Below are 14,476 nucleotides of genomic sequence, written 5' to 3'. Positions count from 1 at the left end.
CTTCTATAACTGGTTGATATTATCTAAATAAACCTCGGCCTGTTTTATTAATGCCTGCTGTTCTTCTTCGGTTTTCTTATTCCAGACCTGATACATCATGCGCATTCGATGATTTTCTTTAAACTGTTCTTTATGGCGTTCAATAAAATGCCAGTACAGGCTGTTAAAAGGGCAGGCTTTATCTCCCGTTTTCTTCTTTGGATCATAATAGCACCCTTTACAATAGTGCCCCATTTTCTGCATGTAGTTAGCACTGGCAATGTAGGGTTTTGTGGCGATTAAACCGCCATCTGCGTATTGACTCATGCCTCTGGTATTAGGCATCTCTACCCATTCAATAGCATCAATATAAATACCAAGATACCAGTCATCCAGAGCGTCCGGTGAAACTCCCGCCAATAATGCAAAGTTTCCGGTTACCATCAAGCGCTGTATATGGTGTGCATACGCATAATCTAACGATTGCTTAATAGAATGATGCAGGCAGTTCATCTTTGTGTCGCCGGTCCAGTAAAAACTCGGTAAGGGATGGTTGTGGTTAAGGGCATTAAGGTCTTTATAGTCAGGCATATGCGCCCAGTAGATACCCCGGACAAACTCACGCCAGCCGATAATTTGTCGGCAGAAGCCCTCAATTTGAGCGAGTGAAATACGTTCCTGATTGTTGGACCAAGTCTCAATAGCTGCTTTTACCACCTCTAATGGGTGCAGCATTTTCGTGTTTAACGAGAATGAGAGTCTGGAGTGGTATAAACTCCAGTGGGCATTATTAACTGTGTCTGCTGTTGCCATAGTGTCCTGATAACGTCCGAAATTAGGCAGCCCAAACTGACAAAAGTGTTCAAGTAACTGTTTTGATTGTTGACGATTGAGAGGCCATATGAATTGCTCTGGGGAGGCTTTTCCCATTGTTTTGACATGGTATTTGTTTAGTAGAGTATCGATGTCTGAAACATCATTAGAAAAGACCAGGGGCGGCTCTATGTTCTGACCGACAGGAAGCTTTTTTTGGTTTTCCTTGTCGTAGTTCCAGCGACCACCGACCGGGCTGCCATTCTCCATCAGAATATCGTATTGCTGGCGCACCTTTCTGTAAAAGGTCTCCATTAGGTAGTTTTTGTTATCGGGAAAGTACGTTTTTAATGAATTTCTGCCAGTAATAAAATGTTCGGTATCATACCAGGTTAAAGTGATGTCTTTGGCCCCGGCCCAGCTTCTAAGTTGGTGGTCCAGTCGGTATTCGTCGGGTTGCTGGCACTCCAGGGTCGCTCCATTGTTTTGCTCTATAATAGACTCTAGATTTTGCGTCAGACTTTGTCGGTTGTCGCTGTCATCTAGCTGAATGTAACGCATGCGGTGGCCAGCCGAATCTAATGCCTTGGCAAAGGCTCGCATTGCGCCGAAGAAAGCTAAAACTTTCTGTCGATGATGAACGACATAGTCAGTTTCTTGTTTCATCTCCATCATGACATAAAGCACACCAGGATCTTTTCGCCTGAACCAGGAGTGCTTAGCATTGAGTTGATCGCCGAGTATTAACCTAATGGTATGCGTTGTCATAGTCACTTCTGTTTAAAGACCTTACCGTTGAATACGCGGGTCCTGAGGATTCAGATCGGCATACCTAAATTGGCTAAAATATGGCATGATGCGCGGTAGTTTAAGATCCAGGAGTGATTATGAGTCAGGTTACAGAGCGCGGAAGCTCTTCAGAGCAAAACACAGTGAATGTCATTTGTATTAAATGGGGTAAAAAGTACGGCGCAGACTACGTCAATACCTTGCACTCTATGGTCAGCCGTCATCTCAGTAGGCCGTTCCGCTTTGTTTGTTTTACGGATGATTTTGAAGGCATTAATGACGACATTGAAGTCAAAGCCATTCCTAAAATTGGTTTTAAAGACTTTGATGAACAGCTTCCCTGGACAAAAGGACACGGCTGGCTAAAACTGACTTGTTTTGCAAACCCTTTGTATGACCTGGAAGGGCCTACACTGTTTCTGGATCTGGATATTATTATTGTTGGCAGTCTTGATGAGTTCTTTGAGCCGGAAGGTGATTTTATGGTGATCAAAGAATGGGACAAATCAGACGCTACGGGCAATACCTCGGTATTTCGATTCAATATCGGTGCACATGAAGACGCCTTAGAGCATTTGAAGAACGATCCGGAAGCAGCTACTGCCGATGTGCGTAATGAACAAGAGTACATTACGCACTTTGTTGATCGTCAGAATAAGCTTAAATACTGGCCGGAAAAGTGGTGTCGTAGCTTCAAACGTCATTGTCTGCGCCCGTTCCCGTTGAGCTTTTTCCAGGAACCTCGTATACCTGAAGAAGCAAAAGTTATTATTTTCCATGGCAAGCCACACCCGGATGATGCATTAGAAGGCCGAAGCGGTAAGTGGTACCGGAAAGTCCTGCCGACTAAGTGGATTGCCGAGTATTGGCGTTAAAGAATATGAGACTGTGGCTCTATGGAATGCTATTGCGGCTGGTCACTCCAGCCGTTTTTGTCTGGTTGTGGCTGCGTGGTAAGAAGGATGCCCGCTATCGTCAGAACTGGTCAGAAAGGCTTGCATTAAATTCTGTTGATAAAAAGCTGCAGGGATGTCTAGTTATCCACAGTGTTTCTGTGGGTGAAACCTTAGCGGCAAAACGCCTAATAGAACAGTTACTGCATCAAAAGCCTGAGCAAAAGGTGGTTATTACTTGTATGACGCCGACTGCCAGGGCATTGATTCATCAGCATTTTGGCGACTCTGTCAGTTGCCGTTATTGGCCCATTGACACACCGGGTGCGGTGAAGCGCTTCGTGCGTAAGTTGAAACCTAGAGCTGTATGGATAATGGAAACAGAGCTTTGGCCGCAGATGCTGAATCACCTCTCCAGAGCTAAGATACCCGTTTGTTTGTTGAATGCGCGACTTTCGGGGCGCTCTGGCAGGGGCTACCGGCGTTTTCATTGGCTTATGAAGCCTGTATGGAAACAACTGGCTTTAGTTTCCGTTCAGAATAAAGAAACCTCACGCCGAATGAAAATATTGGGGGTGCCACGCAACCGGCTCTTTGTTGATGGCAATCTTAAGTACGATATTGAGCTTTCCGGCAATGATGTCGATAAAGCGCGCCTCTGGAAACAGAGTTGTCTGGAGCGAAGCGTTTGGTTGGCGAGCAGCAGTCATCCCGGGGAACATGAAGTCCTTATTGAAGCACATAAGTTGATTCAGGAAGAACAGCCGGATGCTTGTCTTATTATTGCGCCAAGGCATCCTGAGCAGTTTGAAAATGTCGCAGAGCTCATTCAACAGTCGGGATTAAAGTTAGCCCGCCGTAGCGAGCATAATGCGATACCAAAAGACTGTGATGTCTTTCTTGCGAATAGTATGGGCGAAATGATGCTGTGGGGGCAATTAGCGTCTGTGACCTTCGTGGGCGGAAGTCTAATTGAACGGGGAGGTCATAACCCCCTTGAAGTTATTGCTGCTGGCTCCAATGTTATGTCTGGGCTGCACGTATTTAATTTCCCACAGGTTTACGCTGAATTATCAAAAGTTGGCGCCGTGCGGTGGGTAGAAAGTGCGGAAGAAATTAAACAAGCGGTGAGTTTACTGCAGCAGACAGCTGTCATGACAACGCAACATGAAGCTGCTAAAAGCGTTTTACAAACGCACCAGGGTGCTACGTTAAGGATAATAAAGCGAGCACTGGAATGTACTCTGACAGGAAGCGGTATGATAAAAACAGAGCAGAGTCCCCAAGGGCTTATTCGCTATGACAGCGATATTATTGAGAAGATTGAAGACAAACATTTTACCACCCAATACTGGCAGCAACAGAAAGCAATAGCAGGGAATTCAACGGGACGCGCGACGGTTTGGTTTATTCAGCAAGGCGATTTAGGTCTTTTGTTGCGTCATTATTATCGTGGTGGTTTAGTCGGGAAAATAAATAAAGATCGCTTTTTAAGAGAGCCTGCACAAAGAAGTCGGGCGATTCACGAGTTTGATTTATTGTCGAAGCTGAGAGAGCTGGGGCTGCCCGTTCCGCGACCGGTAGCTGCTCGAATGGAAAAAACAGCCGTATTTAGCTATAAAGCTGACATTCTGGTTGAAGTGATTCCCGGCGCGATTGATGTCTATCGACTATTGCGCGAAAAACAGTTGTCGGCAGAGCTTTGGCAAAAACTTGGTGGGGTTATTAAGCAGTTGCATGATACAGGGGTTTATCATTCCGACTTGAATTGTCACAACCTCATGCTGGATGACAACGACAAAGCCTGGATTGTCGATTTTGATAAGTGTGACTTCCGTGAAAGCGGTGACTGGAAAGAAGCGAATATCCAGCGGTTACTGCGTTCATTGCGCAAAGAGAAAGAAAAGAATGCGACTTTTTACTGGAAGGAGTCTCGTGACTGGCCAGAGCTATTAACGGGGTATCGCCGCTAGGTTTTACGCCATAAAAAAAGCCCCGACTCAATGAGCCGGGGCTTTTTTATACGTTAAACACTGAGTTAGTCGCGAACTTGACCGTTACCGGTGACCACGAACTTTTCAGTTGTTAGCGCTTCTAGACCCATTGGACCATAGGCGTGCAGTTTACTGGTAGAAATACCAATTTCAGCACCTAAGCCTAACTGGCCGCCATCTGAGAAGCGAGAGGAGACATTAGCCATAGTAACGGCTGAATCCACTTCACGAATAAAACGCTTTGCAGTTTCATCGTTCTCGGTAATGATAACTTCGGTGTGACCACTACCAAACTCCTGAATATGCTCAATGGCACCTTCGTAGTTATCAACAGTACGGACGGCAATTTCCAGAGCCAGATATTCTTCACCAAAGGCATCATCTGCAATCTCATCAGCACCGTCAAAGTAACTCACTGAGCGCTTATCGGCATGGATGGTTACGTCTTTCTCAGCCAGAGCTTTAGCAGCCATAGGCAAGAATTTATCAGCAACATCCTGATGAACCAGTAAGCCTTCAAGGGCGTTGCAAACACCGGTACGCTGTGTTTTACCGTTAAGCAAAATAGCCAGTGCTTTATCAAGATCGGCGTCTTTATCAACATACAGGTGGCAAACACCTTTGTAGTGCTGAATAACCGGGATTTTACTGGTGTCGCTGACAAAGTGAATCAGACCTTCACCGCCACGAGGAATAACCAGGTCGATATAATCTTTCTGTTGCAGTAACTCGGTCATCAGTTCGCGATCAGGTGTTGGTACCACAGTGATAACGTCTTTAGGCAAGTTGCTGGCTTCTAACGCCTCGTGCAACGCTTCAGCAATGGCTTTACTGCTGTCAATTGCTTCGCGGCCACAACGCAAGATTACGGCGTTACCTGACTTGAAGCACAGTGCACCGGCATCCGCAGTAACATTAGGGCGAGCTTCGTAAATCATACAAATAACGCCTAGTGGAATGCGCATTTTTTCAATTTTCATTCCGTTAGGACGCTCGTCCAGAACGTAACTGTCGCCCACCGGATCTTTTAACTCGATGATCTCTTCAATGGCTGATGCCATACCTTCGATACGCTCAGGCGTTAGCTCAAGGCGATCCATCATTGCATCGCTGAGACCTTTTTCTTTACCTGCCACTAAGTCTTTCTTGTTGACTTCAATAATCTTATCCTGGCGTGCTCGAATAGCGTCTGCCATCTTCTGTAATACGCTATTTTTCTCTGCTTCTGATAAGGTTGCTACAGCGCGTGCAGCTTTTGCAGCGCGTTGTGAAATTTCTTTTGCTAATTGCTGGCTCATGCGTCCTCCAAAATCATTAGATCGTCACGGTGAATGACTTCCGTAATCGGGCTATAGCCAAATTTTTCAGCTATATCTTCAGTTTGTTGCCCTTTAATGTGCATTAGTTCATGTGCGCTGTACTGACAAATACCTTTTGCGATAGCGTCAGTATCGTTGGCGCTGCGAACCAGCACGGCGTCACCGCGATCAAAATCACCTTGTACATCAACAATGCCTGAACTTAATAGCGAGGCACCGTTCTCAATTAATGCTTTTTCAGCACCTTCATCAACCAAAATCTCACCTTGAGCCACCAAGGTATGTCTTAACCAATGCTTTTTATTGCTGATTGGATCAGATTGGCGACGGAATAATGTGCCGGGGATGTCACCCTGTAATAACGATTCAAAGGTTTCACCTTTGCGACCGTTAACAATGTAGGTATCGATACCGTGTGAAGTTGCTTTTTCTGCTGCTTCAACCTTCGTTCGCATACCGCCGGTACCCACGTCACTGACAGAGCCGCCGGCCAACGAGTAAATGCTCTCGTCAATTTGTTCAACTACCGGAATTTTCTTCGCATCCGGATTCAGGTTTGGATCGGAATCGTACAGACCATCAATGTCTGAACAAATAAACAGCGCGTCGGCATCCACTAATGTGGCAACCATGGCCGATAAGTTATCGTTATCACCAACCTTCATTTCATCAGTAGCTAAGGCATCGTTCTCATTAACTACGGGTAAAATGTTGTGCTCTAACAATCTGTTTAGGGTGTTTTTAATGCTGACGTAGCGCGCTCTGTCGCGTAAGTCACTGTGTGTCATTAACAACTGGGCGCAGGGGGAATCAAAAAAGCGCGACCAGTAGCCCATCATTTCATTTTGGCCAACAGCTGACATTGCTTTGCGTACAGCAACCGGCACTTTTTTATGTTCAAAATGAATGTGCTTACGGCCAGCAGCGACACTGCCTGATGAGACTATGACAACTTCTTGTCCTCGTTCTCGACATTCGTTAATAAAACGAGCGATGGGTAAAAGGTATTTGGTGCTAACCCCAGTTTCATCTGGCGCGATGAGCGCACTCCCCACTTTCAGTACGGCTCTTCGCCAGGATGGCGCTTTCATAGAGACTCCCTTTTGTTGAATTCGTTAGTAGTCTAACAGATTGACTTTCTAAGCTCCAGTGAGGCCCATAAGCCATAGCTATTGTCAATATATTAGACAATAATTTAGATGTGCAAGAAAAAAGCTAGTTTTTGGAAAATCGTTAGACTGATACGTTAACTTTCTGGGGGAGTATAGCCTTCAATTTGAGGATCTTTACCCTCAAATAAGAAACCTGTCATTTGTTGCTCAAGAAACTCGCGATCCGTTGGGTCCATCATATTGAGTCGCTTCTCGTTTATCAGCATGGTTTGCTTTTTCTGCCATTCCGACCAGGCTTCTTTGGAGATATGGTTAAAAATGCGTTCGCCTAACTCTCCCGGGTAAAGCTGAAAATCCAGACCTTCGGCGTCTTTCTGAAAATGTTCGCAAAATACGGTACGGCTCATGGCGTGCTCACTTATTGATCGTTAACTGTTCCATCAGTTTAACGGTTGGGGCAGCAAAGCCCAAGCCCTTATTCGTGTCAGGTTTGACCCACAGATACTGATGTTCGTTGAGCTGAGTGTCAGTAGAAACAACGTCGATTAGCAGTGGGTAACAGTCCAGATGAAAGTGACTGAAGGTGTGCCGAAAACCTGGCAGTTTTTGACGGCCTTGCTCAGTCAGGCCGTAGCGTTGTGCTAAAGAGGTGACTTGAGCCTCATCATCGCTTTGAGGAAAGCACCAGAGCCCACCCCAAATACCGGTTTGTGGTCTCTTTTCCAGTAAGAAATGACCATTGTGACGGAAAATTAGCATATGCGTTGCTTTAACCGGTTTGGTCTTTTTCGGCTTTTTCCCCGGATACTGTGCAATTGTCTCGTTTGCTTTGGCGGAGCAGGTATTATTGACCGGACATTCCTCACAGAGTGGCTTAGTTCGGGTGCATATCATCGCTCCAATATCCATCATGGCTTGATTATAGGCGCCGGACTCTTTTTCTGGGGTGAGCTGCTCGGTCAGTTGCCAGAGCTCTTTTAATACACTGGCTTTGCCAGGCCAACCAGCAATCGCAAAATGACGTGCTAAAACTCGCTTTACGTTGCCATCCAAAATTGGGGCGTATTTGCCGTACCCAAGAGAGCGAATAGCGCCAGCCGTTGAGCGACCAATTCCAGGTAATTCCTCAAGATCATGAACTTTTTCCGGAAACTCACCGTTAAAGCGTGTGCAAATGAGTTTTGCTGTTTTATGAAGATTACGGGCCCGGGCATAGTAACCTAGACCTGTCCACAGGCTCAGAACCTGGTCTTGCGGAGCATCGGCGAGGACCTGAACTGTTGGGAATGTCGTCATAAAACGATCGAAGTACGGAATAACGGTGGTGACCTGGGTTTGTTGTAGCATAATTTCTGATACCCAGACACGGTAAGGAGTGACCTTCTTCTGCCAGGGAAGATGTTTACGGCCATACTGCTGAAACCAACGGAGGACTTGAGAGCTGAATGTATGAGTCAACTGTAAATCTCTGCAAATTAAAATGACTAAAGTGAAGAATGTACTATTCTTTATGACATACACAGTGTCTCATATTCCGAGCATGATTGTTATTGCAATTAAAAGGAGCTTTGCAATGAAAACCTTAAATCTAATTACTCTATCTTTGCTTACCGCTGGATTAACCTCGCCGGTTTTTGCGCAGCAGACCGAGGTTGAGCAAAACGACTTTTATCTGGGAGCACGTTTAGGCGTATTCTCTGCTGATAGTGACCGCGTTGCAGTGAAAAATGGCCAAGTATTCTCTGTTAAAGATGGCCTGGAAACCACTACCTCGGGTATTGAAGCCGGTATGATGTTTACCGAGGCATGGGAAGCACGTATTTACTATGACTACATGGACGCTGAATTAGATGGTCCAGGTGGTGGCATCTCAGGCGACAGTTATGGTGTTGATGCGCTGTATCACTTTACTAACAGCTTTTACGCTGGTGTAGGTGTAAACAATACTGAAATTGGCGATGTAACAGATATTGCTGCACGCCTGACGCTGGGTCATCGTAACTTCATCAACGACAATTTGGCTTGGCGCGTAGAAGGTGGAGTCCAGCAAGGCTGGGAAGAAGACTACACCGAAATGTTCGCTAACATTGGTTTGCAGTGGTTCTTTGGTGGTCGTGATACCAGTCCAGAACCAAGAACGCGTCCTGAACCTCAGCCTGCACCTCAGCCAGAGCCGCAGCCAGAACCTAAGCAGGTAGATTCTGATGGCGATGGTGTTGTTGATTCAAAAGATCAATGTGCGAATACGCCGAAAAACTATTCGGTCGACGAAAACGGCTGCATTCTTTACGAAAACGAGACGATTACCGAGGAGTTGCTGGTTGAGTTTGACCTGAACTCATCAAATATTCGCAGCGGCGAACGGTCTGATATTCAAGACATGGCTGAGTTTATGAAGGAGCATCCACAACTGGATATCACCATTCATGGGCATACGGACAGCACCGGTGAAGCTGAGTATAACCAGTGGTTATCAGAGCGTCGTGCAGAGGCTGTTGCGAATGCATTGGTTGAGAAACATGGCATTGCCAGAAATCGTGTGGACTTTAAAGGACACGGCGAATCTCAACCTAAAGTTCGTGAGAACAGTGCGGCCGATCGTCAAGATAACCGTCGCATTGAAGCAACACTGAAAGTAGTGAACAGAGTACCTAAAACTCGTTAATAGCAATTGTATTGATTGCTTGAAATAGCGATAATAGCTCTATTGTCAACAGGCCTGATTTTTCAGGCCTGTTTTTTTGGTGTCAGCTAATTTGTAATTTGCAGGTAGATCATGAGCCACTTTAAGAGCGCCGAAGAAGCCGCAGCAGCGGGTAAGTACGTCAGAACGGTTCGAAGTTTTGTAAAAAGAGAAGGACGACTCACCAAAGGACAGGCTGCAGCTATTGAACGCCTCTGGCCATCAATAGGGTTAACCCTGGAAAAGGGGTTGCTGGATTTGACCGCAGTTTTTGGCCGAAAAGCTCCGGTGACTTTGGAAATTGGTTTTGGTATGGGCCATTCGTTAGTTGAAATGGCTGCTAACGCTCCTGAGCGTGACTTTATTGGTATAGAGGTACATGAACCTGGTGTTGGTACATGTCTCATGGCCGTCGAGGAAGCCGGGGTAGATAACCTTCGAGTATTTCATGAAGATGCTGTTGAAGTTCTTAAACACTGCATTTCCGACGAAAGTCTGAACTGTGTTCAAATTTTCTTTCCTGACCCATGGCATAAGAAGCGGCATCATAAGCGTCGTATCGTACAGCCCGAGTTTGTTCAGCTATTAACGCAAAAAATAGAGTCTGGTGGCATTATTCACTTGGCTACAGATTGGGAAAATTACGCCGAACATATGTTAGAGGTACTCAGCAGTGCGGCTAATCTAAGTAACCTTTCCTCTTCCGGAAGCTACGTGCCGCGGCCTGATAGCCGTCCTAAAACAAAATTCGAACGCCGTGGCGAGGGAAAAGGTCATGGTGTCTGGGATTTGCAGTTTCAGATAAAATAACGAGAAGCGCTTCTGGACTAATCCAGAAGCGTATCCAAAACTGAGTTTAAGAACCGGTGGCCTCGTGGGGTCAATTGCCAGTCGCGTTCTCCTTCAATCACCAGCTCCAGTGATTTAGCTTTGCTTAATTGCTCCGATGCTAAATTGGCAGAGAGTCCCGTTGTTTGTTCAAAATTGCTTTTACTAACTGGTTCTAACAGTCGGAATTGATTCATAAAGAATTCAAACAAACGGTCGTCAACGGGTACCTCTTTTAGCTGGTAACGTAAGGCTTTGGTTAAATCTAAATAACCTTTAGGATGTTTCACTTTTTCGCAGCGCAGAATTGTATTTTTCTGGGGAAGCGTTACTTTGCTGTGGGCGCCGCAACCAATTCCCAGGTAGTCGCCGTATTGCCAGTAGTTACGATTATGGCGGCTTTGATGACCGGGTTTAGCATAAGCACTGACTTCGTACTGACCATAACCCGCAGCTTCCAGCAATTGGTGACCCTGCTGGTAAATCTCCCACAGCGTGTCGTCATCCGGGAGTTCAGGCGGTTGACTTGCGAACAAGGTATTGGGCTCAATGGTCAATTGATACCAGGAAATATGTGGTGGGTTTAAAGCAATAATCTGGCGTAAATCGTCCAGTGCCATTGCTACTGTTTGGTCCGGTAATCCATGCATAAGATCCAAGTTAAAGCTGGACAGAGGTAGTTCGCTGGCGTGTGCAGCAGCATCTTTCGCCTGCTGTGGGTTATGAATACGACCAAGGCGCTGTAACTGATGTTCTTGTAAGCTCTGCACACCGATAGACAATCGGTTGATGCCTGCAGCAACGAATGCGGAAAACTTCTCGGTTTCAAAAGTACCGGGGTTGGCTTCCATGGTCACTTCACAGTCAGAGCTTAGTTTCACTGCTGCCCGAACACCATCCATTAACTGTTGTATTGCGTTTGCAGAGAGCACGCTGGGGGTGCCTCCGCCGATAAAGATGGATTGAATTGGTCGCCCTTGTACCCACTCAAGGTCGGCTCGCAAATCTTCTAGCAGACGGCCCACATAGCTTGCTTCCGGCACGTCACCGGTCAGCTTGTGTGAATTGAAATCACAATAAGGGCATTTCTGAATACACCATGGAATGTGTATATAGAGAGATAACGGTGGAAGAGTCAGCGTATGATTCATTCGGTGAGTTGCCTAAGTAGTTGCTTCAGAGCCTGACCACGATGACTGAGCGCTTGCTTCTCTGTTTTATTAAGTTGTGCGGCTGAAGCTCTTTTGTCTTCAACCCAAAAAACAGGGTCGTAGCCGAAACCCTGTTCACCGACTGGCTTGGTCAGAATGCGTCCGTCCCAGCGGCCTTGGCAGATAATGGGGGTTGGATCTTCTGCACTTTGCATATAGACCAGTACGCAGTAAAAACTGGCTTGCCGCTGGCTTTCTTCAACGCCTTCTAAAGCCTGTAATAACTTATTGATATTATCGGAGTCTGTTGCGTTGCTGCCGGCGTAGCGAGCTGAATAAACACCTGGCGCACCGTTTAAAGCCGCAACGGCGAGGCCCGAGTCGTCTGCAATGGTGGGTAATCCGGTTTGCTGACACGCATGGCGCGCTTTAATAATGGCGTTTTCGACAAAGGTGGTGCCAGTTTCGTCAGCTTCTGTGAAGTTCCAGTCGGACTGTGGGCGAACTTGCCAGTCGGCTGTAGTGGCTGTTTGGCTTAACATATGGCGTAGTTCAGCGACTTTACCTGCATTGCCGGTAGCCAGTACCAAAGTTTTTTGTAACTTCATAAAACGCACCTGTACACTCCTTATTAAGGGGCACAGGATAAAGGGTTTTGACGTGATTTGAAATCTTACATTAGCGTCTAACTTAAACCTGTTATGATAAATAGGCAGAGACAGATATAAGGAGATTCTATTTGGATTCGGCTAACACCTTGATTTTATTGTGTGGCTTATTGTTGGTTGTCAGCATTTTAGCAGCTGTCGCATCCAATCGACTCGGAGCCCCGGTGCTACTGACCTTTTTGTTAATTGGCATGCTTGCCGGTGAACAAGGTGTGTTGGGTGTCGAATTTAATAATCCGGATATTGCGTTCTTTATTGGCTCTGCAGCCCTGGTCATTATTCTTTTTGACGGGGGCATGCGAACGCACCCGGAACGGTTCAGGGTCGCCCTCTGGCCCGCCATTAGCCTGGCAACCGTCGGCGTGGCCTTAACCTGTACTTTAGTCGCCTCTATGGCTGTTTACTGGTTTGGTTTGCCCTGGCCGGCAGCCTTGCTCATGGGGGCGATACTAAGCTCAACCGATGCCGCTGCGGTATTTGGTATATTTCAGTCCCGAGGCCTGCAAATTAAAGAGCGGGTTGCCTCCACGCTTGAAATAGAGTCCGGCAGTAACGACCCGATGGCGGTTATTCTGACCTTAACGATGACCGGCGCTGTAGCCAGTGGCAGTTTTCCTGATTGGTACTGGGTCGGTCTTGATATTATCTGGCAGCTTATTGGAGGCATGACAATAGGTTGGTTAGGTGGGAGATTGTTCATTATTGCGGCTCGCAAGCTGCCTCTGAGCTTTAGCTTTTTTCCCTTATTAGCCGTAGCCTGCGCCATTTCCATTTATGCGTTAACAGCGAAACTCCACGCCAGTGGCTTTTTGGCTGTTTACTTAATGGGCTTTGTTATCGGTAATGCGCGACTGCCTCAGTTGGTGCATATTCTGCAGGTGCAGGACGGATTGGCCTGGTTAAGCCAGATAGCGATGTTCCTTATCCTCGGGCTGCTTGTTGTTCCTTCTCACTTAGTGGCTAACGCACCGGTGGCTATTGGTATTGCCTTTACCCTAATTTTTATCGCCCGTCCTTTGGCCGTGGTGGTGAGCTTGCTGCCCTTTAGTTTCCCCTGGCGAGAGCAGTTATTCATCAGTTGGGTGGGCTTAAGAGGCGCAGTCCCTATTATCCTGGCGTTATTTCCCTGGCTTAGCGGTGTACCGAATCAGGAGCTTTATTTTGATATTGCCTTTGTTGTAGTGATGATCTCGCTCATTATTCAGGGCTGGAGTATTGCGCCGGTAGCTCGCTGGTTAGGGCTGGAAGTTCCATTAAAAGCCAAGCCGCAGCAACGTATGCCATTATCTTCTGTCGCCAGCAAAGAGGCGCTGGAGGTCTGGCTATATCGCATTGATAAAAACTCGCCCGCTTGTGACCATACTTGGAAAGAACTGAAATTGACGGCTCCTGCAACTTTCGTGGGGTTAATTCGCGATGGTGAATGGTTACAACCGGAAACCCAACCCATGGTTGAAGAGGGTGACGGCTTATTGGTAGCGGCAACCGTTAAAGATATTGATGAGGTCAGTCGAATTCTCGCATCAGGTGGTAAAGGCTTAAAAGTATCGGAGAAAGACTTCTTTGGTGACTTCACCTTACGTGGGGATCTTACCCTGGCCGATGTTGGTAGCTTCTATCCTGTGGGGAAACTCAATGAGGGTTTATTGAGTACCACCATATCCGACTACTTTTTACTGAAGTTCCATCGGCGAGTGGTTATTGGCGACACCATACGTTTAGGTGATGTTATTCTGACCGTAAGACAAGTCAGTGATAAAGGTGAGATACAGTCCATTGGTGTGAAGCCGGTAACAGCTTAGTCGTTTAACCAAAACTCCTGATTAAATTTAAGTGTTTGCTGGTCACCAATCTGAATCGTAAAGCGCAATGTTTCGGCATTGGTGTAATTAAACTGCGCCAGATAGTAACTGGCATCACCTTCTGTTACCTGCTGAAACTCCAGTTCCTGTATTTGACCCAGTGGGTTAACCACTTGTCCGCTGACGCCGGGGCTTTGTGCCTTTTGGGTTTTCTTATCAAGCACGGCAATATTCAGTACACCTTTTGAGGCGCTTCGGGTCAGGCCATACTGCGTTGCAATGGATGGTGCTAATACGGTGGAGTTAAAAGCACTGTAATGAACATCCCATTTGCCGAGGGTTTGCTTTTGTTCAGCCATAACAGAGGCTGAGAATAGCATGGACACGGCCAGTATTGTTTTAATAAAGAATGTTCTATTCATTGCTTTCACCTCCACCCGTCGTT

13 protein-coding genes are annotated in these 14,476 nt (G+C 46.5%); 5 read left to right on the top strand and 8 right to left on the bottom strand.

The features are described from left to right. Nucleotides 1-3: 3 nt before the first annotated feature. Nucleotides 4-1,560 (bottom strand): cryptochrome/photolyase family protein, encoded by a 1,557-nt coding sequence (locus CWI78_RS11930; protein ID WP_126783021.1) that lies wholly within the window; start codon nt 1,558-1,560, stop codon nt 4-6. A 119-nt stretch (nt 1,561-1,679) separates the two neighbouring features. Between CWI78_RS11930 and CWI78_RS11925 the strand changes: the two genes are divergently transcribed. Together CWI78_RS11925 and CWI78_RS11920 are read left to right on the top strand one after the other, a co-directional pair. Further along, nucleotides 1,680-2,456: a glycosyltransferase gene (locus CWI78_RS11925; protein ID WP_126783020.1), complete on the top strand. Its 777-nt coding sequence runs from the start codon at nt 1,680-1,682 to the stop codon at nt 2,454-2,456. A gap of 5 nt (nt 2,457-2,461) precedes the next feature. Then, complete coding sequence (locus CWI78_RS11920; protein WP_126783019.1) at nt 2,462-4,447, top strand: 3-deoxy-D-manno-octulosonic acid kinase; 1,986 nt, start codon at nt 2,462-2,464, stop codon at nt 4,445-4,447. A gap of 65 nt (nt 4,448-4,512) precedes the next feature. Here CWI78_RS11920 and CWI78_RS11915 read toward each other — a convergent pair whose 3' ends face one another. The 4 genes from CWI78_RS11915 to mutY form a co-directional block, all read right to left on the bottom strand. Next, nucleotides 4,513-5,766: a glutamate-5-semialdehyde dehydrogenase gene (locus tag CWI78_RS11915; protein ID WP_126783018.1), complete on the bottom strand. Its 1,254-nt coding sequence runs from the start codon at nt 5,764-5,766 to the stop codon at nt 4,513-4,515. Continuing rightward, nucleotides 5,763-6,878, bottom strand: a complete 1,116-nt coding sequence (gene proB, locus CWI78_RS11910) for a glutamate 5-kinase (RefSeq protein ID WP_126783017.1) — start codon at nt 6,876-6,878, stop codon at nt 5,763-5,765. The genes CWI78_RS11915 and proB overlap by 4 nt, the downstream gene beginning before the upstream one ends. Nucleotides 6,879-7,033: 155 nt before the next feature. Next, complete coding sequence (locus tag CWI78_RS11905) at nt 7,034-7,306, bottom strand: oxidative damage protection protein (RefSeq protein WP_126783016.1); 273 nt, start codon at nt 7,304-7,306, stop codon at nt 7,034-7,036. Nucleotides 7,307-7,313: 7 nt separating this feature from the next. Continuing rightward, the gene (mutY, locus tag CWI78_RS11900; protein WP_126783015.1) at nt 7,314-8,357 is read right to left on the bottom strand and encodes an A/G-specific adenine glycosylase; all 1,044 of its coding nucleotides are present in this window, start codon (nt 8,355-8,357) and stop codon (nt 7,314-7,316) included. Nucleotides 8,358-8,472: 115 nt separating this feature from the next. On the opposite strand from mutY, the gene CWI78_RS11895 reads away from it, so the two are divergent. Further along, nucleotides 8,473-9,564, top strand: a complete 1,092-nt coding sequence (locus CWI78_RS11895; protein ID WP_126783014.1) for an OmpA family protein — start codon at nt 8,473-8,475, stop codon at nt 9,562-9,564. Between the two features lie 111 nt (nt 9,565-9,675). Next, complete coding sequence (trmB, locus tag CWI78_RS11890; protein ID WP_126783013.1) at nt 9,676-10,392, top strand: tRNA (guanosine(46)-N7)-methyltransferase TrmB; 717 nt, start codon at nt 9,676-9,678, stop codon at nt 10,390-10,392. Nucleotides 10,393-10,409: 17 nt separating this feature from the next. Here trmB and hemW read toward each other — a convergent pair whose 3' ends face one another. Together hemW and rdgB are read right to left on the bottom strand one after the other, a co-directional pair. Continuing rightward, the gene (hemW, locus tag CWI78_RS11885; protein WP_126783012.1) at nt 10,410-11,561 is read right to left on the bottom strand and encodes a radical SAM family heme chaperone HemW; all 1,152 of its coding nucleotides are present in this window, start codon (nt 11,559-11,561) and stop codon (nt 10,410-10,412) included. Then, nucleotides 11,558-12,169 (bottom strand): RdgB/HAM1 family non-canonical purine NTP pyrophosphatase, encoded by a 612-nt coding sequence (rdgB, locus tag CWI78_RS11880; protein WP_126783011.1) that lies wholly within the window; start codon nt 12,167-12,169, stop codon nt 11,558-11,560. Before rdgB ends, hemW begins: the two co-directional genes overlap by 4 nt. Nucleotides 12,170-12,300: 131 nt before the next feature. Between rdgB and CWI78_RS11875 the strand changes: the two genes are divergently transcribed. Beyond that, nucleotides 12,301-14,031: a potassium/proton antiporter gene (locus CWI78_RS11875; protein ID WP_126783010.1), complete on the top strand. Its 1,731-nt coding sequence runs from the start codon at nt 12,301-12,303 to the stop codon at nt 14,029-14,031. Here CWI78_RS11875 and CWI78_RS11870 read toward each other — a convergent pair. Continuing rightward, nucleotides 14,028-14,453, bottom strand: coding sequence for a DUF4426 domain-containing protein (locus CWI78_RS11870; protein WP_126783009.1), 426 nt, complete (start codon nt 14,451-14,453; stop codon nt 14,028-14,030). The two genes, CWI78_RS11875 and CWI78_RS11870, sit on opposite strands and share 4 nt — an antisense overlap. Nucleotides 14,454-14,476 lie beyond the last annotated feature (23 nt).

This window comes from Idiomarina ramblicola (genome assembly GCF_003987255.1).
GTDB classification, from domain to species: domain Bacteria; phylum Pseudomonadota; class Gammaproteobacteria; order Enterobacterales; family Alteromonadaceae; genus Idiomarina; species Idiomarina ramblicola.
This window is presented reverse-complemented; position numbering and strand designations above follow the sequence as displayed.